Origin of the sequence: Brachybacterium vulturis (genome assembly GCF_043641765.1) — a bacterium.
Taxonomy (GTDB): domain Bacteria; phylum Actinomycetota; class Actinomycetes; order Actinomycetales; family Dermabacteraceae; genus Brachybacterium; species Brachybacterium vulturis_A.
Genome location: NZ_JBHZRO010000011.1, coordinates 85,730 through 108,913 on the forward strand (window position 1 = coordinate 85,730; position 23,184 = coordinate 108,913).

Consider the following 23,184-nt stretch of genomic DNA (forward strand, 5'->3'; position numbering starts at 1 on the left):
CCGGCTCAGCTCTTGCCGCTCAGCCCCTGCTGGATCAGATCCATCACCGAGGCGTCGGCGAGCGTCTGGGTATCGCCCACCTGACGGTTCTCGGCGACATCCCGTAGCAGCCGCCGCATGATCTTCCCGGACCGGGTCTTGGGCAGCTCGGTGACCAGGAGAACCTTCTTCGGCTTGGCGATCGGGCCGATCTCCTTGCCCACATGGGCGCGCAGCAGCTCGGAGATCTTCTCGTCGCCGCCGGCTGCGGCCAGCTCCTCGTCGTTCCCACCGCGCAGGATCACGAAGGCGACCGGCGACTGTCCGGTGGTCTCGTCGTTCGCCCCGACCACGGCGGCCTCGGCGACCCAGTCGTGGCTGACCAGCGCGGACTCGATCTCCATGGTCGACAGGCGGTGCCCGGAGACGTTCATGACGTCGTCCACGCGACCGAGCAGCCAGATGTCGCCGTCGTCGTCACGCTTGGCACCGTCACCGGCGAAGTACAGGCCCTCGAAGCGCGACCAGTAGGTCTCCTGGAACCGCTCCGGGTCTCCCCAGATGCCGCGCAGCATGCCCGGCCACGGCTTGTCCAGCACCAGATAGCCGCCCTCGCCGTTCGCGACCGACTCTCCCGCGTCGTTGACCACATCCGCGCTGATGCCGGGCAGTGCGACCTGCGCGGAGCCCGGTTTGGTGTCGGTGATGCCCGGCAGCGGGGAGATCATGATCGCCCCGGTCTCGGTCTGCCACCAGGTGTCCACGATGGGGCAGCGATCGCCGCCGATGACGCGGCGGTACCACATCCATGCCTCGGGGTTGATCGCCTCACCGACGCTGCCCAGCAGGCGCAGCGAGGACAGGTCGTACTTGGCGGGGATGTCCTCGCCCCACTTCATCGCGGAGCGGATCGCCGTGGGCGAGGAGTAGAACAGCGAGACCTTGTGCTTCTCGATGATCTCCCACCAGCGGCCCTGGTGCGGAAAGTCCGGGGTGCCCTCGTAGATGACCTGGGTGGAGCGGTTGGCCATGGGTCCGTAGACCACGTAGGTATGACCGGTGACCCAGCCGACATCCGCGGTGCACCAGAAGACGTCCGAGGACGGCTTGAGGTCGAAGACGTTGCGATGGGTGTACGCGGCCTGGGTGAGGTACCCGCCGGTGGTGTGGACGATGCCCTTGGGCTTGCCGGTGGTCCCCGAGGTGTACAGGATGAACAGCGGGTGCTCCGCCTCCACCGCCACCGGGGCGTGCTCGGCCGAGGCGCTCTCGCGCGCCTCGTGCCACCACACGTCGCGGCCCTCGGTCCACTCGACGTCGCCACCGGTGCGGCGCACCACCAGCACCTTCTCGACGCTGGCTGCGCCACCGGCGAGCGCCTCGTCGACCGCGGGCTTGAGCGGCAGCTGCTTGCCGCGCCGGTTCTGCCCGTCGGCGGTGATGACCACGCGCGCCTCGGCGTCCTCGATGCGGGAGCGCAGCGCCTCGGCGCTGAACCCGCCGAACACCACCGAGTGGGGGGCACCGATACGGGCACAGGCCAGCATCGCGAACACCGCCTCGGGGATCATCGGCATGTAGATCGCGACCCGGTCGCCGGTCTTCACCCCGAGATCGGCGAGGACGTTCGCCAGCTTCGAGATCTCGTCCTTCACGTCGGCGTAGGTGAAGGTGGCGTCGGAGCCGTCCTCGTACTCAGCCAGCAGAGCGACCTGCTGACCGTGGCCGGACTCGACGTGGCGGTCCACGCAGTTGTAGGCGACGTTCAGGGTGCCGTCGGCGAACCAGCGGGCGAAAGGCGGAGTCGACCAGTCGAGGGTCTCGGTGAAGGGCGTCTCCCAGCTCAGCAGGCTCGCCCGTGAGCGCCAGAACGCGAGCTGATCCCGCTCGGCCTCCTCGTAGATCGCGGGACGGGCCACCGCGTTCTGGACGAACTCGGTGGGGGGAGAGAAGGTGCGGGTCTCCTGGGAGAGGTTCTCGATCCCGGTGGCGGCGTCGTCGGACATCAGTACTCCTGCTTCGCGGGCCCCGGCTCCCCGGGGCGGATGGACGCGGACACCGTATCGCAAGAGATGCACGTCACGCGTCCCCGGCACACTCCGTGGTCACCGCGGGGCAGGCGCTCGGCGTGCCCGTCCCGGGCCCACCCGGACATCCTCGGCCACCGGGGCCCCACCGGGGGACGTGCAGGCGGGAGCCGGTGGAGGCGGTTACCGTAGGGGACCATGGTCCCCGATCCCACAGACGCCCCGCGTGCCCTCCTGGCCCCGGCACGTCTGGGCACGCTCGAGATCCGCAACCGCATCTGGCTCGCCCCGATGTGCCAGTACATGGTGGAGGAGCAGGACGGGATCCCCACCGACTGGCATCTGGTGCACCTGGGCGCGCGGGCCACCGGCGGCTTCGGCCTGATCGTCACCGAGGCCACCGCCGTCACCGCCGAGGGACGGATCAGCCCGCAGGACACCGGGCTGTGGAACCACGACCAGGTCGCCGCCTGGCGCCGCATCACCGGGTTCTGCCAGGACCAGGGCGCGAAGATCGCCGTCCAGCTCGCCCATGCCGGCCGCAAGGCCTCGACCTGGCCGGCGCTGCCCCGGTTCCGCGGACGGCGCGGCACGGTGCCGGAGTTCGCCGCCGGCTGGCGCGCCGTCGGTCCGACCTCGGACCCGTACCCGGGGCTCGACGCGCCCGATGCCCTGAGCCCTGCGGACATCGCCGGTGTGGTCGAGGACTTCGTCGACGCGACGCGGCGGGCCGAGGAGGCCGGCTTCGATGCGGTCGAGCTGCACTTCGCCCACGGATACCTGGTCCACGAGTTCCTCTCCCCGCTGGTGAACACCCGCACCGACGACTACGGCGGCGACGGTCCGGGACGTCGCCGCCTCGCGCTCGAGATCGCCGCCGCGGTGCGACAGCAGTGGCCGGCGGAGCGTCCCCTCATCGTGCGGCTCAGCGCGACCGACTGGATCGACGGCGGCTGGGACATCGAGCAGTCGGTCGAGCTCGCACGGGAGCTCGAGGGGGTCGGGGTCGATGCCCTCCACGTCTCCACCGGGGGCGCGGTGATCGCCGACATCGCCGTCGGCCCCGAGTACCAGGTCGGCTTCGCCCGCACCCTGCGTGATGCGGTGACGATGCCGGTGGCCGCCGTCGGCCTGATCACCGAGCCGACCGGTGCCCAGGCGGTGCTGGACCGCGGTGACGCGGACTTCGTCGCGGTGGGCCGGGCCGCGCTGCGCGAGCCGGGGTGGCCCCAGCGGGCCGCGCACGAGCTCGGGGTGCGCGATGCCGCGCTGTACCCCGGGGCCTACCGGCGGGGCTCGTGGTGAGCGCACCGGTCGGCCCGCGAGGAGGGCTGGTCCCTGCGGCGGCCGTCCTGCGCGCCCGCGTCGCTCTGCGCCCGCGGACGGTCGTCCTCGAGGACAGCCACGGGACGCTGGACGCGGGCGAGCTGCTCGATCTGGTGCAGCTGCACCGGCGTCGCCGCCGCCGGCCGCACACCGCCCTCAGCGCTCTGCCGACCACCGCACCGCTGCGGCAGGTGCTGGTCACGGTCCTGGCGGGCAACGGCGTGCTCACGCACCGCTCGGACGGCGGCGCCGGTGCTGCCCGCCTGCAACGACGGGGACCGCTCACCCCCGCCCAGCTCCTGACCCTCGCCGATCTCGCCCGCCGCATCGGACTGGCACCGGGACGCCGCGTCGCCTGCCTCACGCCCGGAGTGCACGGTCATGGCCTGCTGGTCGCCCTGGGCGCCCTCGCCATCGGCGCGCCGATGGTGGACCTCAGCCATCTGCCGGGACCCGAGCGGGTCGCGCTCCTGCATCGCGCCTCCCCGGACCTGCTCTCCGGCATCCCCGTGCACCTGAGCGACCTGCTGCGGGCGGAACGGGAGCAGGATCGCGGCCAGCCGCTGCACATCTCCCGCGTGGTCGCGGGCTCCGATGCCCTCTCCCCCGCCCTGCGCGCGGATCTCGCCCGCCAGTTCCGGGCCCGCGTCCACGACGTCTACGGCAGCGATGCGACCGGACCGCTGGCGGTCGACGGCCGGCCGCTGCACGGGGTGCACCTGCGCGAGGTCGACGGCCTCCTCCGCGCCCGGACCCCCTTCACCGGCAGGCGCGAGCTGATCACCGCTCCGGGCACGCTCACCGCCGGGGTCATCACGCAGGTGCTCGACGACCCCGAGGGGGCACCGTCCATGTCGACGATGCCGCCCGACCCGGGCGCGGTGGTGCGCGTCCTGCGCTCCCATCCGGCCGTGACGCAGGCGCACCTGCGGATGGTCGGGGATGAGCGCACCGGGATGCGCCCGATCGCCGAGGTCGAGCTCGCGCCCGCGCTCGAGAGCCGCTCGCTCCCCACTCCGGAGGCGCTGCAGGCGATGGTGCGGGACCGTCTGGGCCCGGCCTCGGTGCCGCGCGAAGTGCGTCTTCGTCGACCGCGGACCCGGTGGACGGGACCGGGATGAGCGGTTCTCAGCAGTCCGGCACGCTGACCGGGACCGCGGTGACCGCGAGCCCGCCCGTCGCGGTCTCCTTGTAGCGCTCGTTCATGTCCTTGCCGGTCAGGCGCATCGTCTCGATGACGGTGTCCAGGGACACGAAGTGCTCGCCGGTGCCGCGCAGCGCGAAGCGCGCCGCGGTGATCGCCTTGACCGCCGCCATGGCATTGCGCTCGATGCACGGGATCTGCACCAGCCCGCCGACAGGGTCGCAGGTCAGGCCCAGATTGTGCTCCATCGCGATCTCGGCGGCGTTCTCCACCTGAGCGGGCTTCCCGCCCATCGCCTCGCACAGGGCCGCCGCCGCCATCGAGCAGGCCGAGCCGACCTCGCCCTGGCAGCCCACCTCGGCGCCGGAGATCGAGGCGTGCTCCTTGTACAGCGAACCGATCGCCCCGGCGGTGAGCAGGAAGCGCACCGCGATCTCGGCGGGGTCCACGCCCTCGATGTACGTGGTGGCGAAGTACAGCACTGCCGGGACGATGCCGGCCGCACCGTTCGTGGGCGCGGTGACGACACGGCCCCCGGCCGCGTTCTCCTCGTTGACCGCGAGGGCCGCGAGGGAGACCCACTCGAAGGCGTTCATCGGCAGGCGCACCGGGTCCTCGGCCGAGAGCGAGTCGTACCAGGAGGAGGCACGACGCTTGACCTCGAGGCCACCGGGAAGGATGCCGCCGGTACGGGTGCCCCGTTCGATGCAGTCGTCCATGGCGCGCCAGATGGTGAGCAGACCCTCGCGGATCTCCTCGTCGCTGCGCCACTGCCGCTCCCGCATCAGCATCGCCTCGGAGACGGAGATGCCCCGGTCCTCGCACACCCGCAGCAGCTCGTCCCCGGTGGTGAAGATGGTCCTGCCCTCGTCCTCGGCGGCGACCTCGGCGATCGACCGCTCCATGTCCGCCTCGTCGACCACGAAGCCGCCGCCGACGGAGAACATCGGCCGCCGCAGCAGCTCCTCGCCGCTGCCGTCCAGGGCGATGAAGGTCATCCCGTTGGAGTGCTGCGGCAGGAAGGTCAGCGGATGCAGCACGATCGAGGAGGGCCGCAGGCTGATCGGGAGCGTCCCGTCCAGGCGCAGCCCGCCCTGCTCCTCGATCTGCGCGACCCGTTCGAGGCCGGCGACGGGGTCGACGGTCTCCGGGTCCGCTCCCTCGAGCCCCATCACCACGGCGTTCAGGGTGCCGTGGCCGGCGGCGGTGGCCGCCAGCGAGCCGTACAGATGGACCGCGACGTCCGCGACGCGCGATCCGAGCTCGGGGTCCTCGAGCACCTCCCGGGCGAACATCGCCGCAGCGCGCATCGGTCCCACGGTGTGCGAGCTCGACGGTCCGATGCCGATCTTGAACATGTCGAACGTGCTGATGCTCATCGCGTGCCTCCTCGGCGTCCCGGCCGCTCGTCAGTGCGCGACCGCTCGTCTCCTCATCGTCCGCCCCGGCGGCGCGGGGCGCGCGACGGCGCGCCCGGGCGACCGCGGCCCTTCCCGGTGCCCGTCGAGCGTCCTCGACCCCCGCCACCGGTCCCCGAGCGCGCCCCGCCCTGCCGCGAACCCGCCGCCGCGGCGCCTCGGCCCCGGCCGCCGCCGGCGGCACCGCGTCCCCCTGCAGTGCCGCGTCCACCCGGCGCGGAGCCACGGCCGCCACCGGGACCGCCACGCCGGCCGCGCTGTTCCCGGCCGTCGGGCTCCTCCTCCCAGGAGGCGCGCCGCTCCTCGTTCGCGCGGCGCTCGTCCGCCTTGCGCGCGTCGGCACCGCGGGTCTTGGTGAGGTCGAGCTTGCGGGGTGCGCCCTTGTACTTCACGGCGGCCGGATCCGCAGCCGGCTCCCCGAGCGGGGCACGACCTCCGAGCTCGGCGAGCGCCGGATGCGCGGCGGAGGAGACGTCCTCGACCCAGCGGGGCTCGACCTCCGCCTCAGCGAGGAGGCGTCGTGAGGAGCGCAGCTGGTGGGGCAGTGCGAGCGTGACCACGCTGCCGGCCGCACCGGCGCGGGCGGTGCGGCCGGAGCGGTGCACGTACTCCTTGACGTCGTCGGAGGGATCGACGTGGACCACCATGGAGATGTCGTCGATGTGCAGACCCCGAGCGGCGACGTCGGTCGCGACCAGCACCGGGAAAGCACCCTCGCGGAACCCGGCCAGCACGTTGGTGCGCAGGCCCTGCTGCTTGTTGCCGTGCAGCGCCGCGGCGGGGACGCCCACCTCGATGAGCTCCTGCGCCACGCGCTCGGCCCCCAGCTGGGTGCGGGTGAACATGAGGGTGCGGCCCTGGCGGGCCCCGAGCTGGGCGGTGACCGTCCGCTTGGCCTCGGGGGCGATCGCGAGCACGTGGTGGTCCATGGTCTTCACGGCGGCGGTGACCGGTGTGGTCTCGTGCGTGACCGGATCGACCAGGAAGGCGTCCACGATTCCCTCGACCTGCCCGTCCAGGGTCGCGGAGAAGAGCATCTTCTGGGTGCCCATCGGGATCGCGGCGAGGATGTCCCGCACGTCGGGGAGGAACCCGAGATCGGCCATGTGGTCGGCCTCGTCGATGACGGTCGTCTCCACCAGGTCCAGCTGGAGGGCTCCCCGCTCGGCGAGGTCGATGAGGCGGCCCGGGGTGGCGACCACGATCCCGACCCCGCGGGCCACGGCGTCGGCCTGCTTCTCGATGTTCATCCCGCCGGAGACCAGTTGCGCGGAGGTGCCCACGGCCCGGGCGAAGGGGTGGATGGTGTCCACGACCTGCACGGCGAGCTCGCGCGTGGGGACCAGCACCACGCCCAGGGGTCGACGCTTGTGGACCTTCCTGCCGCGGAAGCGGGCGGTCATCGCCAGGGTGAACGCCAGCGTCTTGCCGGAACCGGTCTCGGCCCGTGCCAGCACATCGCGCCCGGCGAGGGCATCGGGCAGGATCGCCGACTGGATCTCGAATGCGCGCTCGAGCCCCTGACCGGCGAGGACTCCCAGCAGCTCATCGGGCAGCGCCATGTCCTCGAACCGCTCGGAGCGGTGAGCTGAGCGGCGACGGGCCTTGGGCATGGTGATCCTCCTGACGAATCGGACACCCCCATCATCCAGCATCGACCATCAGTGGGATAATGGAAGCGATGTTGCGCACTCTGATGTCCTCGAAGATCCACCGGGCCACCGTCACGCAGGCAGACCTGCACTACGTGGGCTCGGTCACTATCGACCCCGTTCTCACCGAGGCCGCAGGCCTTCTCGAGAACGAACAGGTCACCATCGTCGACATCACCAACGGTCACCGCCTGGTCACCTACGTCATCGAGGGCGAGCGCGGCACCGGCGTGATCGGCATCAACGGTGCGGCGGCCCATCTGGTGGCGCCCGGCGACCTCGTGATCATCATCGCGTACGGGCAGCTGGACGAGACCGAGATCGCCACCCATCACCCCCGGGTGGTCCACGTGGACCGCGACAACCGCATCGTCGCGCTGGGCGCCGACGGCGCTGAGCCGGTCCCCGGCATGGTCGACCAGATCGACGGTCGCACCTCGCACGGCATGCGGTGACTGCCCCGGGTGCGCACCCCGCAGCCGCAGACCGCACGGCCGGAGAGCGCAGGTCCGGGTGATGACCCCGGGGAAGACCCTTTCCGTCGGCGGGCTAGGATCACTCGGATGATCGCCCGCCGCTGCTCCGCACCGCTGTGACCGGAGTTCTCGCCGGGTTCTTCATCGTCTGGTCCATGATCGGCGTGGGCTGGGTGGTGGGCCGCACCGGTGTGCTCGGACCGCACGGCCGCTTTGTGCTGAACCGGTCCACCTTCTTCATCGCCTCCCCGGCCCTGGTGCTGGTGGGTCTGCTCGAGTCCGATGTGGGCGAGGTGCTCTCGCTGCCGATGGCCGTGGCCGGGATCTCGGGCCTCGCCACCGGCGGCATCGTGCTGCTCCTCGTGTCCCTGTTCACCGCCCGCCGCGGACCCGACCTGGTGATGACGGCCATCAGCGGCTCGGTGGTCAACGGAGCGAACATGGGCTTCCCCATCGCCCTCTACGTGCTGGGCGACATCTCCCACGCCCTGCCCGTGATCCTGTTCCAGCAGGCGGTGTACACGCCGCTGTACCTGTTCGTGCTGCACCGGGTCACCGAGGACGACGCCCCCGGAGCCGGCGGCGTGGTGCGCAGCATCGTCGCCAACCCGACCATCATCGCCTCCGCCGTGGGCCTGCTGCTGGTGGTGGCGGGGGTGAGCATCCCGGACCTGGCGCTGGAGCCCGTGCGCTCGTTCGCGAACATGGCGATCCCTGCGATGCTGCTCGCCTACGGGCTGTCCCTGTACGGCTCGCGACCGCTGGCGAAGGACGACGGCTATCGCGGGCTGATCGCCCTCGCCTCGAGCACGAAGCTGCTGCTGATGCCGATGATCGCGCTGGGGGTGGGGCTGCTGCTGGGCCTGCGCGGCAGCTCCCTGTTCGAGGTCGTGGTGATGGCCGCCCTGCCCACGGCGCAGAACGTCTACGTCGCGGCGGCCCGCTACCGGGCCTCGGAGAACCTCGCCCGCGACACCGTGCTGATCACCACTCTCGGCACCGTGCTGGTGCTGCTGCTGATCTCCGCCGTGCTGGGGGTCTGAGTGCTCGGGGCGCGGGCGCGCGGTGTGCGGGATCCCGGCGTCCGGGCCCGATCCGGGGGCACCGTCCGCGGCGCGGTAGGATGGCCGGGTGACTCGACGGCTCCTGCTTACGCAGCCGCGTCGGACAAGGCCCGCGCCCACCCCGCGCTCCTGAGAGCGTGATTGGTGCGCACGTGAGGCACCGATGCGGCTCCCCTCGCCTGCGCGAGGGTTTTTTCATGTCACGAGACGCCTGGCGGCATCTGCCGCACTGATCCTTCGGAGGACGATTCACCCATGAGCGAGGCCCCGCACCGATACACCGCCGCCGTGGCGGACGAGATCGAGCGCCGCTGGCAGCAGCGCTGGGACGAGGACGGCACCTTCCACGCCGACAACCCCGTCGGCGCGCTGCGGGGCTCGGCCGAGTCGCTCGAGGAGGCCGCAGCCACCTCGGGCGGCGCGGCCGCCGAGAAGATGTACATCATGGACATGTTCCCCTACCCCTCGGGGGCGGGGCTCCATGTGGGGCATCCGCTGGGCTACATCGCGACCGATGTGGTGGCCCGCCACCAGCGCATGCTGGGCAAGAACGTGCTGTACACGATGGGCTACGACGCCTTCGGACTGCCGGCCGAGCAGTACGCCGTCCAGACCGGGACCCATCCGCGCACCACCACCGAGTCGAACATCGCCACCATGCGCCGCCAGCTGCATCGGCTGGGACTGTCGCACGACCCGCGCCGGAGCCTCTCCACCACGGATCCCGAGTTCGTGAAGTGGACGCAGTGGATCTTCCTGCGCATCTTCGACTCCTGGTACGACCCCGAGGCACCGAACGCCGACGGCGACGCGGGCCGCGCGCGCCCGATCGCCGAGCTGCGGGACGCACTGCGAGCGGGCACCGTCGATCCTTTCGTCCTCGCCGACCGGCAGGGCATCGAGCTGCCCGCCGCGTGGACCGATCGCAGCGCCGCCGAGGTTCCCGCGGCCCCCGCCGACGAGATCGCGCAGCTGGCGGACGCCTTCCGCCTGACCTACATCTCCGAGACCCCGGTGAACTGGTGCCCGGGCCTGGGCACCGTGCTGGCCAACGAGGAGGTCACCCCCGAGGGCCGGTCCGAGCGCGGGAACTTCCCGGTGTTCAGGCGGCGGCTGCGGCAGTGGAACATGCGCATCACCGCCTACGCGGACCGCCTGCTCGAGGATCTGGACCGGGTGGACTGGCCGGAGTCGATCCGAGCGATGCAGCGGAACTGGATCGGTCGCAGCCACGGCGCTCAGGTGACCTTCCCCGCCTCCGGCCTGGCGGACGGGGCGGAGGCGAGCTTCGACGTGTTCACCACCCGCGCTGACACCCTGTTCGGTGCGACCTTCTGCGTGCTCTCGCCCGAGCACGCGCTGCTGACCGAGCCGGCGGCACTGCCCGCCCGGTGGCCGAGGGGCACCAAGGACGCCTGGACCGGTGGCGCGGACGGTCCTCGCACCGCGGTCAGGGCCTATCAGGACCGAGCGGCCTCGATGGACGAGGACGAGCGCACAGCGGAGGACCGCGAGAAGACCGGGGTGTTCACGGGGCTGTTCGCGACCAACCCCATGGACGGCCGCGAGCTGCCCGTGTTCACCGCGGACTACGTGCTCACCGGGTACGGCACCGGGGCGATCATGGCCGTGCCGGCCGAGGACGAGCGGGACTTCGAGTTCGCCGCCCGCTTCGACCTGCCGGTGATCCGCACCGTGCGCCCGCCCGCCGATTTCGCCGGCGGCGCCTGGACCGGCGAGGGCGAGAAGATCAACTCCGCCAGCGCCGGCCTGGACCTGAACGGCCTGGACCAGGAGGAGGCGAAGCAGCGGGCCACCGCGTACGCCGAGCAGCAGGGCTTCGGCCGCGCCCGCACCACCTTCCGCCTGCGCGACTGGCTGTTCTCCCGCCAGCGCTACTGGGGCGAGCCCTTCCCCATCGTCTACGACCCGGACGCGCCCGAGGTGCCGATCCCGCTGCCGGACTCGATGCTGCCCGTGGATCTGCCGGAGGTCGCGGACTTCTCCCCCACGACCTTCGATCCGCTGGATGCGGACACCGAGCCGCAGACCCCGCTGTCGCGCGCGACGGACTGGGCCGAGGTCGAGCTGGATCTGGGCGAGGGCCCCAAGCGCTATCTGCGCGAGACGAACTCGATGCCGCAGTGGGCGGGATCCTCCTGGTACCACCTGCGCTACATCGACCCCACCGAGGACGAGGTCCTGGTGCGCCCCGAGAACGAGAAGTACTGGCTGGGCGCCCGTGAGGACGGCGGCGTGGGCGGGGTCGACCTGTACGTCGGCGGGGCGGAGCACGCGGTGCTGCACCTGCTGTACGCCCGCTTCTGGCACAAGGTGCTGTTCGACCGCGGGGACGTCTCCAGCCAGGAGCCGTTCCACCGCCTGTTCAACCAGGGCTACATCCAGGCTTTCGCCTACACCGATGCCCGCGGCGTGCACGTCCCGGCCCAGGAGGTCGTGGCCGAGGCCGACGGCACCTTCACCTACCAGGGCGAGAGCGTCACCCAGGAGTACGGGAAGATGGGCAAGTCGCTGAAGAACGCGGTGGCCCCCGACGACATGTACGAGGAGTACGGCGCGGACACGCTGCGCGTGTACGAGATGTCGATGGGCCCGCTGGATCTGTCCCGGCCGTGGGAGACCCGGGCCGTGGTCGGTTCCCAGCGCTTCCTGCAGCGGCTGTGGCGCCTGGTGGTCGATGAGGAGACCGGTCGCCTGACCCTCTCCGAGGAGCCTGCGGATCGCGCCACGATGCAGGCGACGCACCGCGCCATCGACGGCGTCGCCCGCGATATGGAGCGGATGCACTTCAACACCGCGATCGCGAAGCTCATCGAGCTGGTGAACCAGCTGACCAAGCAGCTGATCGCGACCGGATCCACGCCCCGGGAGGCGGTCGAACCGCTGGTGCTGATGGTCGCCCCGTTCGCGCCGCACCTGGCCGAGGAGCTGTGGACGCGACTGGGGCACTCCGGGAGCATCGCCCGCGTCGCCTATCCGATCGCGGATCCGGAGCTGCTCAAGGCCGAGCGCGTCACCTGCGTCATCCAGGTCAAGGGCAAGGTGCGCCACCGCATCGAGGTCGACCCGGAGATCTCGGAGGCCGAGCTGGAGGCGGCCGTGATGGCCGAGGCACGGGTCCAGGAGCTGTTGGAGGGTCAGACCGTCCGGAAGCTGATCATCCGGGCCCCGAAGATCGTCAACATCGTGGTGTGACCACGGTCTGACCGCGTGCGCGGTCGCCGCGGCCCCGGAGGCTCCGTCGAGCTCCGGGGCCGCGTGCCGTCCGGGCACCGCCAGCAGGTGCCGACGGGCGCCTGGGGTCTGCTGCGGAGACGGTTCCTCCACACCGCTGGGCCGTCCACATTCCCCGGCAGCGCCCGGTGTCCGGGGGCCGCGGGTGCCTACGGTCGCGCCATGAACACTTTCTGGGGATGCGAGACCGAGCGCCTGACCGAGCTGTCCACCGTCTTCGATGCCCGTGCCATACGGCTCCGAACCCTGATCCAGCAGGTGGCGCTGTGCACGCGCATCACCGACTGGTGCGGCCCCGACGCGGAGGAGCACCGCCGGCGCACCATGGAACTCGTCGAGTTCATCATCGATCTCATCGAGAGGCTCCGGGAGCTCGGGGAGCGGCTCGGGGACGAGGCCGCGGAGCAGGACCTCTGCTCCCAGGCGGAAGGGTCCCCCGCCCGGTCCGGGGTCGGGGATCCGCTCGGGGTGCGTGCCGCCCCGCCGTGGGACCTCGACGACGTCGATCCCCTGCCGCACCTGAGCGGCCCGCCTGCGGACGATCCCGGCCCCGTGATCGGCGGCCCCGTCATGGCCGAGGACCCGCAGGAGCTGCTCCGCAGACTGAGATCCCTCCCGGACGGTGAGGACTTCGCCCTGGACCCGGAGATCCTGGCCGAGGCGGAGCGGCAGCGCGAGCTGCTGCTGGGCGAGGTCCCGGTCGTGGGGATCGCTCAGACGCTGATGAGCGGCCATGAGGCGGTCGGCGACCTCTACGACCGGGCGGAGGCCGCCCTCGTGGACAACGGGTACGGCGCCTTCACCCCGTTGGTCTCCCTGGCCCGCGTTCCGCATCACCTCTCCGAGGCGCTGCTGGGCGAGAAGTCCGTGCTCGGACAGGTGACCTCCGCCGTGGACCGCGGACTGGCCAATGTGGCCCAGACCGGTGGGGAAGTGCTCTCCGAGATCGGCGAGGGCGATGCGGGCGGTGCGGTCCGTGCCGTCGAGCGCGGGGGGTTCCGGAACGCCGGGATGTCCGCGGACATCCTGACCGCCACTGCGGGCCCTGCCATCGCGGACACCGCCTCGGATCTGATCGGGACCGGCGCCGATCTGGCGGAGCCGCTCAGCCCCGGGACGGCCGAGACCCTCCGGGAGGCGGAGGAGTCGGTCCGCGAGGTCGGTGAGGGCTGGGAACAGGGCCAGGAAGCGCTCACCGATCCCGAGTTCTACTACGACCTGCGCCGGACGTTCGCGCCGATGCCCTGGGACCCGCAGGCCTGAGCCGCCGTCCCGGAGCCTCACTCCCGCCGGGCGGGCTCCGCGTCGCCGTCGTTCCCGGCCACGACCAGCCGCAGGCCGTCGTCCCGCTCATCGACGGTGACCTTGACGCTCTGTCCGTCCTGCACCTCGCCGCGCAGGATCAACCGGGCCAGACCGTCTCCGATCTCCTTCTGCACCAGGCGCTTGAGCGGACGCGCCCCGTACAGCGGGTCGAACCCCTCCGCGGCGAGCCAGCGGGTGGCGGACTCCTCCACCTCCAGCGAGATGCGGCGCTCGCGCAGACGCTCGGCGACCTCCTGGACCTGCAGCGCGACGATGCTGCCCAGCTCGTCCCGATCCAGGGCGTCGAACATGACGATGTCGTCCAGGCGGTTGAGGAACTCCGGCTTGAAGGAGGCCCGCACCACCTGCATCACCCGCTCGTGCTTCTCCTTCTCGGTGAGGGTCTGGTCCTGCAGCGCGACGGCTCCGAGGTTCGAGGTCAGGATGAAGATCGTGGAGCGGAAGTCCACGGTCCGTCCCTGCCCGTCGGTGAGCCGGCCGTCGTCGAGCACCTGCAGCAGCACGTCGAACACGTCCTGGTGCGCCTTCTCGATCTCGTCGAGCAGCACCACCGAGTACGGCCGGCGCCGCACCGCCTCGGTGAGCTGCCCGCCCTGGTCGTAGCCCACATATCCCGGAGGGGCGCCGACCAGCCTCGAGACGGTGTGCTTCTCGCCGTACTCGGACATGTCGATGCGGATCATGGCCCGCTCGTCGTCGAAGAGGAACTCGGCCAGGGCCTTGGCGAGCTCGGTCTTGCCCACGCCCGTCGGTCCGAGGAACAGGAAGGAGCCGGTGGGCCGGTGCGGATCCGAGATCCCCGCCCGGGCCCGGCGCACGGCGTCCGCGACCTCGGCGACCGCCTGCTGCTGACCGATCAGGCGCCGACCGATGATCTCCTCCATCTGCAGGAGCTTCTCGGTCTCGCCCTGCAGCAGCCGGCCGGAGGGGATCCCGGTCCAGGCCTCGACCACCTCGGCGATGTCATCGGGCCCCACATGATCGGCGACCATCGGTCGCTGCTGCTCGCTGTGCTCCTCGGACTCCTGCTCCTCCGCATCGCGCAGCTGCTCCTTGAGCGCCGGGATGTCCCCGTACAGGATCTTGGAGGCGGCGGTCAGATCACCGTCACGCTGCGCACGGTCGGCCTGCATGCGGAGCTGCTCGAGCTGCGCCTTGAGGTCGCCGACGAGGTTCAGGCCGGCCTTCTCCCGCTCCCAGCGGGCCGAGAGCTCGTCCATCTGCTCGGTCCGGTCGGCCAGCTGCGAGCGCACGGACTCCAGCTGGGCGAGGCTGCCGGGGTCCTCGCTGCCGGCGAGCGCGAGCTCCTCCATCTTCAGCCGGTCCACCTGGCGGCGCAGGATGTCCAGCTGCTCGGGCGAGGAGTCCAGCTCCATCCGCTGCCGGGAGGCCGCCTCGTCGACCAGGTCGATGGCCTTGTCCGGCAGCTGGCGGCCGGAGATGTAGCGCGAGGACAGGGCCGCGGCCGCCACCAGGGCGGCGTCGGTGATGGTGACCTTGTGGTGCGCCTCGTACTTGTCCTTGAGACCGCGCAGGATCGTCACCGTGTCCTCGACGCTGGGCTCGCCCACCAGCACCTGCTGGAAGCGTCGCTCGAGCGCGGGGTCCTTCTCGATGTTCTCGCGGTACTCGTCCAGGGTGGTGGCGCCGACCATCCGCAGCTCGCCGCGGGCGAGCATGGGCTTGAGCATGTTGCCGGCGTCCATCGAGCCGTCCCCGGACCCGCCTGCGCCGACCACCGTGTGCAGCTCGTCGATGAAGGTGATGATCTGACCCTCGCTGCTGCGGATCTCGTCGAGCACGGCCTTCATCCGCTCCTCGAACTCGCCGCGGTACTTCGAGCCGGCGACCATCGAGGAGAGGTCGAGAGAGACCAGGCGCTTGCCGCGCAGGGAGTCCGGGACATCCCCCGCGACGATCCGCTGGGCCAGCCCCTCCACCACGGCGGTCTTGCCGACGCCCGGCTCACCGATCAGCACGGGGTTGTTCTTGGTGCGACGCGAGAGCACCTGCACCACGCGGCGGATCTCGCCGTCGCGGCCGATCACCGGGTCCAGCTGTCCCTCCCGGGCCAGCTCGGTGAGGTCGACGCCGAACTTCTCGAGGCTCTGGAAGGTGCCCTCGGGGTTCTGGGTATCCATCTGGGTCATGCGGTCATCTCCTGTGGTCAGTTCCTGGACGGCATCGCGCAGGGCTCTCGGCGTCGCGCCGCCCGCGGTGAGCAGTCGGGCGGCCGGGTCCTTGCCGAGCGCGATGCCGATCATCAGATGCTCGGTGGACAGGTAGGTGCGGTGGGCCGCATCCGCCTCCCGGCGGGCCGCCTCGAGCGCGTCGAAACCGGTGCCGACGAAGGTGGGGGACGCTCCGCCGCTGGCACGGGGCAGCGACTCGATCGCCTCGGCGCTGCGGCGGATCACGTCGGCCGGATCCGCGCCGACCTTCTCCAGGGCGGCACGAGCGATGCCGTCGGCCTGTCCGGCCAGCGCCCACAGCAGGTGGAGAGAGCTGATCTGCGGATTGCCGAGCTCGACGGCCTTCTCCGCGGCGGCGGTGACGGCCTCCTGCGAACGGGTGGTGAACTGGAATTCCACGGGGCTCCTCTCCTGAGCGCTCTGGCGTCGCGGACCGGGGCGCCACGACCTCTGACACGATCAACGACAGGCAAGTTGAGTCTATTCCACTCAACCCCGGAGTGGTCCGGCAGAGCTCCGCGCGCTGCTGTCCCTGTGTCCACATCCCGTCCCCCGCCGATGTTCCTCTCGGCGATGACGGAGCGCACGCCTGTAGCATCGCATTCGCATCGTGGGCCGACGGCCAGCGGCACCACCGACGCCGACCTCGCGCCCCCTTCCCTCGTCCCGCCGCCGTCGAAAATGAGGCCCCGATGACTCAGCCCCCGACACCGCCGCAGCACGGCCAGCACATGCCCGACGGTCGGCCGCGGCCCGGTGCCCCCGGGGGCGCTCCTGGTGGGCCGTCCTCCCAGCCCCCGCCGCGCTACCTCGACTACGGCAGCCCCCGCGCGTACGACAGCTCGGTGCGGCCCGCCTCGGGCCTCACCGCGGCCCGCTTCGCACCGGCCCAGATCCAGCGCCCCGATCGGGCCCAGCCGCCGTCCGCCTGGTCGACCCAGACCCGCCGGGTCCAGGACGTCACCCAGAATGCCACTCGGACGCCCACCGTGAACATCATGGTGTGGCTCGCCGTCCTCGTGCTCGGCATCTCCCTGCTGCTGGTCCTGGGATACCTCTTCCTCCAGTTCGTCACCACATCGAGCGCGAACCCGGTGTGGTGGCCGGTCACCGCATTCCTCGCCTCGATCTCCCTGCTCACCATCGCGCTGGTCATGGTCCTGGCGGATCGCTGGGATCCTCAGCCCGTGGCGCTGCTGCTCGTGGCGGTGTTCTGGGGTGCGGCCATCGCCGCCGGCATCAGCTACATCCTCAACACCCTGAACGGGTTCCTGGTCTACGTGGTCACCGGCAGCGACGCCGCCGCGGAGTTCGCCGGCCCCGTGCTCAGCGCACCCCTGGTCGAGGAGACCACCAAGGGCCTCGGGCTGCTGCTGCTGATGCTGCTCGCCCGTCGCTACTTCAACGGGCCGCTGGATGGCCTGATCTACGGCGCGCTGATCGGAGGCGGCTTCGCCTTCACCGAGAACATCCTCTACTACACCCGTGGACTCGAGGGGGCCGGCGCCGAAGGTGTGCTGTTCAGCTTCTTCTGGCGCGGCGTGATGGGGATCTTCGGCCACGCGATCTACACAGCGGCGACGGGCATCATCGTCGGCCTCGTCGTGCGCAAGTGGGGCGGCATCATGGGTTTCCTGGTGTTCCTGCCGGCGCTGATCCCCGGGATGCTGCTGCACGCGGCATGGAACTTCTCCGCCGTGCTCGGGTTCCCGACGGTGCTGATGTACGGCGGGCAGGGCCTCCTGGTGCTGCTGTGGCTGATCGTGATCGGCGTGCTGATCTGGGACGAGTCGCGGCTGACCAGGGTCCGGCTGGGCGACTACGCCAACCAGGGCTGGCTCACCCATGAGGAGGTGGACATGCTCGCCACCTGGAAGGGTCGGCACGAGGGCAAGCGCTGGGCCGCGCAGATCGGCGCCAGGCCCGTGATGAAGAGATTCATCCGGGAGAGCGCGGATCTCGCCTCGATCCGTCAACGACTGCTCGCCGACGGCGCGAATCCGAAGGTCGTCGGGATCGAGCGGAACCTTCTGCTGCGGCTCACCGCGAATCGGCAGGAGCTGCTGGCCTTCGCACGCTGAGTCCCGGGCCGATCAGCCCTCAGTGCTCGTGGCGCGGATCCGATTCCGGGCCGCGAGAGGAATCGCGGCCGCGCAGCCGGTCGAACTGCCGGCGCTCACGCTTGGTGGGCCTGCCGGTGCCGCGCTCCCGGCGGGGCGGTGCCGCGGCCAGCTGGGGCGGCGGCTCCGGGCTGTGGTCCTCGTAGGCCTCGCGAGCGATCGGCGCTCCCACCCGGGTGGTGAGGATCCGGGTGACGATGACGATCCGCTCGCGGCCCCGGGAGCGCACCCGCAGCTCGTCCCCGACCAGGATCTTCTGCGCCGCCTTGACCGGCTCCCCGTTGCGGCGCACGTGCCCGCCCCGGCAGGCCGCCGTCGCCGCGGAACGGGTGGGCGACAACCGGGCGCTCCACAGCCACACGTCCAGGCGGATGGTCTGCGGCCCGTCCGCTCCTGCGGGCCCGTTCATGCGCCGTGCGGCGTGCGCACCAACGGCCACGGGTCGTGGGCCTCCAGCTGCGCGGCCACGGCCAGCAGCAGGGCGTCCTCGCCGTGCCGGGTCGCGCCGAGGTGCACGCCGAACGGCAGCTCGGTCCCGTCGACGACCTCCCGGTGCGACGGGATCGCGATCGCGGCGGCACCGAGCATGTTCCAGGTGCTGGTCCAGGGGGTGAAGGCGCGCTGGGCATCGAAGTCGGCGCCGCCCTCGGCCAGCTGCAGCTGTTCGGGGCGGGCAGGTGGACCAGCCAGTGCCGGGGTGATCACGACGTCGTAGGGGGCGAAGGCCTCCAGGGTACGCCTCGACAGCGTCTGCACGCCGGCGAAGGCCCGGGCCAGGTCGACGCCGCTGTAGCTGCGGCCGCGCTCCCGCAGCCAGCGGGTGAGCTCGAGGAGCTTCCCCTCCTGCGCCTCGTCCAGCGGGATCGAGGCGGCGCCGACGGTCCACAGGGGCATGAAGGCGGTCCAGTCCTCGGGGGTGAACGGGGCCGGGATCTCGGTCAGCTCATGGCCGAGCCCGCGCAGCACCTCGAGCGCTCGCTCGAGGCCGCGCAGGGCGGCCGGGTGGACGGTGGTCTCCGCGGCCAGCGGTGCGCGCAGCACGCCGATCCGCAGCGGCGTGCTCTGCGCGCCCGCACCGTCGAGGCGGGCGAGGTAGGAGTACGGAGCGGGGGCGGCGGGGGTGAAGTCCCCGATGCGCGGACCGGCGAGCAGATCGAGCCCGGCGGCGGCGTCCCGCACGCTGCGGGTCAGGATCCCGTCGGTGACCAGGCCCATCCCCTCGCTGCCGTGCGGGCCCGGGGAGATGACTCCGCGCGAGGGCTTCAGGCCGACGATGCCGCAGCAGGCGGCGGGGATGCGCACCGACCCGCCGCCGTCGGAGCCATGGGCGAGCGGGACGATCCCGCTGGCCACCGCTGCGGCTGCACCGCCGCTGGACCCGCCGGCCGTGCGGTCCAGGTCCCAGGGGGTGCGGGCGGGAGCCCCGGTGGCCGGCTCGGTGTAGCAGGGCAGTCCGAACTCCGGGGTCGAGGTCTTGCCGATGGTGAGGGTGCCGCCGTCGAGGATCTGCTGGGCGACCCCGTCGGTCAGCGTCGCGATGTTCCCGGCGAGCGCCGCGCTGCCCGCCTCGAAGGGTGCCCCGGCGAGCTGGGTGAGGTCCTTGATCGGCAGCGGCACCCCGAGCAGCGGCAGCCGGTCGGCGAGCTCCTGACCGCTGCCGGCGCGGCGGGACTCCTCGAGCCTTTCGGCCACGGCGCGGGCCTGCTCGCGGGTGAGCTCCTCCAGGAGATGGGCGAAGGCCCCCACCTCGGCGCCCGTCGATCGGGCGGCGTCGAGGGTGCGCTCGGCGAGGTCCTCGGCCACGAGCTCCCCGGTGCGCAGCGCGGCGGCCGTCTCCAGCGCGCCACGTGGCGTCTCGGGCTGGGCGCTCACCGCTGCTCCCCCGCGCTGCGCCGCTCCGCCTCGGGCACGGCGGTGCGCACGTGGTCGACGATCCCGGCGAGCGCTTCATCGATCTGCTGCCAAGCGGTGTCGAAGTCGTCCTCGTCCCCGTACCAGGGGTCCCGGATGCCGGTGTCCTCGACGGAGCGCGGCGCGAAGTCCCGCACCATCCGCACCGTCTCCCCGGCGCGGGAGGTGCCCAGCGCCTGCTGCACGGGGCCGACGTGGTCGTGGTCGAGCGTGAGCACCAGGTCCGCCGCCTGCAGCTCGGCGCTGTCCATCTGCCGGGCCCGGTGGTCGGAGGAGTCGATGCCGTGACGGCGCAGCAGGTCACCGGCGCGGGGGTCGATCGGGTTCCCGACCTCCCAGCCGGAGGTGCCTGCGGAGGCGACCTCGACGTGCTCGGCGAGGCCCGCCTGCTCGAGGGCCTCGCGCACGGCGTACTCGGCCATCGGGGAGCGGCAGATGTTGCCGGTGCAGATGGTGAGGATCCGGTAGGTCATCGTCCGTCTCCGTCCCGCTGGTGGGCAGTGGTCTCCAGCAGGTCGGCGTACTCGCGGTGGCGCTGGATCCATCCGCGCACGAACCAGCAGGTGGGACGGACGGTCATGCCCAGACCACGGATGTCGTCGAGGGCGAAGCGCACGATCGCAGAACCGATCCCGGCACCGGAGCGCTCGGGGGCGACCACGGTGGAGCGCAGGTCCCGCAGACGCACACCGACGGCCAGGCCGTCGCCGTCCGGCGGGTCCTCGTCCTCATGGGCGAGGACGGCGACGACCTCGTCCCCGTCCAGCGCTTCGTAGCGGTCCCGATCGGCATTGTGGACCAGGCGCACCGCGCCCGGCTCGGCGGAGGTCTCATCCATGCCGATCACGGTACACTGCCGGTCATGCCCGCGCCCCTGATCTGGCACATCACCGAACTGTCCGCCTGGGAGGCGGCGGTCCGGTCGGGCTCGTACACCCGCGCCACGCGCGATCGCGACCTCGCCGACGAGGGATTCCTCCACGCCTCCTGGCCCGAACAGGTCTCGAAGGTCGCCAAGCGCGTCTACCCGGATCGCCCCGCGGATCTGGTGATCCTCGAGATCGATGTGGGCCGTGTCGAGGCGGCCGGCATCGCCGTGGACATCGAGGCCGATGTGGACGGCAAGGGTCGCGGCTACCCGCACATCAAGGGCCCGCTGCCGGTCAGCGCGGTGGTCCGGCTGCGCCGCACCAAGTGGATCGGCCGAGAATTCGTGGTCGTCGCCTGATCGACGTGCTGCGAGGCTCCGGCGTACCATCGGGTATGGCCAGGTCACGTCGCTCCGCGAAGTATCTCGATATCCATCCGCAGGACCCGCAGCCACGCCTGATCGAGCAGGCGACGCGGGTGCTGGAGGAAGGCGGCCTGATCGCCTACCCCACGGACTCCTGCTATGCGCTGGGCTGCGCGCTCGGCAACGCTGAGGGGCTCGAGCGCATCCGGCGGATCCGGCAGGTCGGCAGGGACCACCATTTCACCCTGGTGTGCGCGGACTTCTCGCAACTGGGACAGTTCGTGCTGGTCTCGAACCCGACCTTCCGGCTGGTCAAGAACTCCACCCCCGGTCCGTACACCTTCATCCTGCCGGCCACCCGGGAGGTGCCGCGGAAGATGGCGCATCCCAAGAAGCACACGGTCGGGGTGCGGATCCCGGATCATCGGGTGGCGCATGCTCTGGTCGAGGCGCTCGGCACCCCGATCGTCTCCTCCACCCTCATGCTGCCGGAGCAGGAGGAGCCGCCCACGGAGGGCTGGGTGGTCCAGGACCTGCTGGGCGAGCAGGTCGAGGCGATCATCGATTCCGGTGAGGTGGGCACGGAGCCGACCACGGTCATCGACCTGTCCGGCGGAGATCTGGTGATCGCCCGGGAGGGCGCCGGGGATGTCAGCCGGTTCTGAACGCCCGGACCGGGAGCGGGCCGCTCAGGCCGCTGCGTTCCGGTCCCGGGTGCTGAGCACGCCGGAGAAGAGCATGATGCCCAGCGCGTACACCGGGACCATCCACAGCGCATAGCGCAGGGTCATGGCATCTGCGAGGGCTCCCACCAGGGGCGGCGTGAGGAAGAAGCCGAGGCGCGCGAACCAGCCCACCACGGTGATGCCGACGCCCGGTGGCACGCCCGGGAGCTCGTCGGCCGCGCGGAGAGCGGCAGGGAACAGGGTGGCCACACCCCAGCCGGCGGCGGCGAAGCCGATCACCGCCATGGCGGGCGAGGGCATCAGCAGTGCGAAGCTCATCCCGGTCATCCCGACCAGGGCCCCCAGCCGGGCGGTGGCACGGTCCCCCAGACGGTCCACGACGGCGTCCCCGGTGAAGCGGCCGATGGTCTGTGCTCCCTGCATCGCGACGAAGGCCATGCCGGCCAGGAAGGGGGCGGCGCCGAAGGTCTCGGTCATGAACAGTGCTCCCCAGGTGCTCCCGGCATCCTCGGTGGAGCCGGCGAACACCAGCACCATGCCCAGCGCGCTCACCAGGGCGAGCGCGTGCAGGCTCATCCCCGCGATGCGCAGCCCGTGCGGGGAGGCATCGGCGGGCACCTCGCCCGCGGAGGCGGCCGACGGGCCCGCGGTCCCCGGCGCGGACGCACGCTCTGCAGCGTCGTGACCGGGCAGCAGGAAGCGGAAGGATCCTGCGGCCAGGGCGCCGAAGAGGAGCAGCCCGATGATGCCCTGGCCCCACAGCGGGAGCCCGAGCTGCGCGGCCGCTGCACCGAACAGACCGCCGACGACCGCCCCGAGGGACCACCAGCCGTGGTAGCTGTTCATGATCGAGCGGCGGTAGCGACGCTCGACCCGCATCCCGTGGGAGTTCATCGAGATATCGGTGATCGCATCGGCCGCGGCCGCGAGGGCGAGGGAGAGCGCCAGCCACCACCAGCTCCCGGCGGTGTAGACCAGCAGGTGGGAGGTCGAGGCGATGATCTGTGCGGCCACCGCGACCCGCGCCGAGCCGAAGCCGCCCATCAGCCGCGCCGCGAACAGGCCCGAGAGCAGCCCGCCGAGCGGTCCGAGCCCGATCGCGAGTCCGAAGGCGGTGTTGCTCAGCCCGATCGTGTCCACCAGCTGCGGGTAGCGGGGCATGATCGCGCAGAACGAGGCGCCGTTGAGGAAGAAGATCAGGGAGACGGCCCAGCGGGCACGGCGCACCGCGGCGGGGACGGCGGGGCGGGTGAGGCCGCCGGAGGGCGGTGCGTGAGCGTTCACGGGACACCATTGTGGACCATTCGCTCGTCGTCGAGAAGCGGGTGGGGGCCTCGTCGCCGGTGCCCGGCAGCACCGGCACCTATCACGGCA

Annotated in this window: 18 protein-coding genes; 9 read left to right on the top strand and 9 right to left on the bottom strand. The window is 71.7% G+C overall.

What is annotated here, in order from left to right; all coding sequences use genetic code 11:
* Window positions 1–5: 5 nt before the first annotated feature.
* Window positions 6–1,985, bottom strand: coding sequence for an acetate--CoA ligase (acs, locus tag ACHUEU_RS10305; protein ID WP_394216022.1), 1,980 nt, complete (start codon window positions 1,983–1,985; stop codon window positions 6–8).
* Between the two features lie 219 nt (window positions 1,986–2,204).
* Between acs and ACHUEU_RS10310 the strand changes: the two genes are divergently transcribed.
* Both ACHUEU_RS10310 and ACHUEU_RS10315 read left to right on the top strand, forming a co-directional pair.
* Window positions 2,205–3,311: an NADH:flavin oxidoreductase/NADH oxidase gene (locus ACHUEU_RS10310; RefSeq protein WP_394216024.1), complete on the top strand. Its 1,107-nt coding sequence runs from the start codon at window positions 2,205–2,207 to the stop codon at window positions 3,309–3,311.
* Complete coding sequence (locus ACHUEU_RS10315) at window positions 3,308–4,453, top strand: AMP-binding enzyme (RefSeq protein ID WP_394216026.1); 1,146 nt, start codon at window positions 3,308–3,310, stop codon at window positions 4,451–4,453. The genes ACHUEU_RS10310 and ACHUEU_RS10315 overlap by 4 nt, the downstream gene beginning before the upstream one ends.
* Before the next feature lie 7 nt (window positions 4,454–4,460).
* On the opposite strand, the gene ACHUEU_RS10320 is transcribed toward ACHUEU_RS10315, so the two are convergent.
* A complete protein-coding gene (locus tag ACHUEU_RS10320; protein WP_394216028.1) occupies window positions 4,461–5,855 on the bottom strand; it encodes an L-serine ammonia-lyase in 1,395 nt (464 codons plus the stop codon).
* Between the two features lie 53 nt (window positions 5,856–5,908).
* Window positions 5,909–7,507 (bottom strand): DEAD/DEAH box helicase, encoded by a 1,599-nt coding sequence (locus tag ACHUEU_RS10325; protein WP_394216030.1) that lies wholly within the window; start codon window positions 7,505–7,507, stop codon window positions 5,909–5,911.
* 68 nt (window positions 7,508–7,575) lie between these two features.
* Between ACHUEU_RS10325 and panD the strand changes: the two genes are divergently transcribed.
* The 4 genes from panD (at window position 7,576) to ACHUEU_RS10345 (ending at window position 13,604) form a co-directional block, all read left to right on the top strand.
* Window positions 7,576–8,001: an aspartate 1-decarboxylase gene (gene panD / locus ACHUEU_RS10330; RefSeq protein WP_394216032.1), complete on the top strand. Its 426-nt coding sequence runs from the start codon at window positions 7,576–7,578 to the stop codon at window positions 7,999–8,001.
* A gap of 137 nt (window positions 8,002–8,138) precedes the next feature.
* Window positions 8,139–9,065 carry an AEC family transporter gene (locus ACHUEU_RS10335; RefSeq protein WP_394216034.1) on the top strand — a complete coding sequence of 309 codons (927 nt, stop codon included), beginning with the start codon at window positions 8,139–8,141 and terminating at the stop codon, window positions 9,063–9,065.
* 276 nt (window positions 9,066–9,341) lie between these two features.
* Complete coding sequence (gene leuS / locus ACHUEU_RS10340; protein WP_394216036.1) at window positions 9,342–12,302, top strand: leucine--tRNA ligase; 2,961 nt, start codon at window positions 9,342–9,344, stop codon at window positions 12,300–12,302.
* Between the two features lie 201 nt (window positions 12,303–12,503).
* A complete protein-coding gene (locus tag ACHUEU_RS10345) occupies window positions 12,504–13,604 on the top strand; it encodes a hypothetical protein (RefSeq protein WP_394216038.1) in 1,101 nt (366 codons plus the stop codon).
* 17 nt (window positions 13,605–13,621) lie between these two features.
* On the opposite strand, the gene ACHUEU_RS10350 is transcribed toward ACHUEU_RS10345, so the two are convergent.
* Window positions 13,622–16,258, bottom strand: a complete 2,637-nt coding sequence (locus ACHUEU_RS10350) for an ATP-dependent Clp protease ATP-binding subunit (protein WP_394216040.1) — start codon at window positions 16,256–16,258, stop codon at window positions 13,622–13,624.
* Between the two features lie 293 nt (window positions 16,259–16,551).
* On the opposite strand from ACHUEU_RS10350, the gene ACHUEU_RS10355 reads away from it, so the two are divergent.
* Window positions 16,552–17,940, top strand: a complete 1,389-nt coding sequence (locus ACHUEU_RS10355; RefSeq protein ID WP_394216041.1) for a PrsW family intramembrane metalloprotease — start codon at window positions 16,552–16,554, stop codon at window positions 17,938–17,940.
* A gap of 19 nt (window positions 17,941–17,959) precedes the next feature.
* Here the strand turns inward: ACHUEU_RS10355 and ACHUEU_RS10360 are convergent, their stop codons facing one another.
* Genes ACHUEU_RS10360 through ACHUEU_RS10375 form a run of 4 tightly spaced genes read right to left on the bottom strand, consistent with a single transcriptional unit; the run spans window position 17,960 to window position 20,728 of the window.
* Window positions 17,960–18,388: an RNA-binding S4 domain-containing protein gene (locus tag ACHUEU_RS10360; RefSeq protein ID WP_394216042.1), complete on the bottom strand. Its 429-nt coding sequence runs from the start codon at window positions 18,386–18,388 to the stop codon at window positions 17,960–17,962.
* Window positions 18,385–19,851 (bottom strand): amidase, encoded by a 1,467-nt coding sequence (locus ACHUEU_RS10365; RefSeq protein WP_394216043.1) that lies wholly within the window; start codon window positions 19,849–19,851, stop codon window positions 18,385–18,387. Before ACHUEU_RS10365 ends, ACHUEU_RS10360 begins: the two co-directional genes overlap by 4 nt.
* Window positions 19,848–20,363 (bottom strand): low molecular weight protein-tyrosine-phosphatase, encoded by a 516-nt coding sequence (locus tag ACHUEU_RS10370; RefSeq protein ID WP_394216044.1) that lies wholly within the window; start codon window positions 20,361–20,363, stop codon window positions 19,848–19,850. Before ACHUEU_RS10370 ends, ACHUEU_RS10365 begins: the two co-directional genes overlap by 4 nt.
* On the bottom strand, window positions 20,360–20,728 hold the full coding sequence (locus ACHUEU_RS10375) for a GNAT family N-acetyltransferase (RefSeq protein WP_394216045.1): 369 nt from the start codon (window positions 20,726–20,728) through the stop codon (window positions 20,360–20,362). The genes ACHUEU_RS10370 and ACHUEU_RS10375 overlap by 4 nt, the downstream gene beginning before the upstream one ends.
* Before the next feature lie 24 nt (window positions 20,729–20,752).
* Between ACHUEU_RS10375 and ACHUEU_RS10380 the strand changes: the two genes are divergently transcribed.
* A complete protein-coding gene (locus tag ACHUEU_RS10380) occupies window positions 20,753–21,118 on the top strand; it encodes a DUF952 domain-containing protein (protein ID WP_394216046.1) in 366 nt (121 codons plus the stop codon).
* 35 nt (window positions 21,119–21,153) lie between these two features.
* Window positions 21,154–21,789 carry an L-threonylcarbamoyladenylate synthase gene (locus tag ACHUEU_RS10385; RefSeq protein ID WP_394216047.1) on the top strand — a complete coding sequence of 212 codons (636 nt, stop codon included), beginning with the start codon at window positions 21,154–21,156 and terminating at the stop codon, window positions 21,787–21,789.
* Window positions 21,790–21,813: 24 nt separating this feature from the next.
* On the opposite strand, the gene ACHUEU_RS10390 is transcribed toward ACHUEU_RS10385, so the two are convergent.
* Entirely contained in the window at window positions 21,814–23,094 is a 1,281-nt protein-coding gene (locus tag ACHUEU_RS10390; RefSeq protein ID WP_394216048.1) for an MFS transporter, read from the bottom strand.
* Window positions 23,095–23,184: the final 90 nt, after the last annotated feature.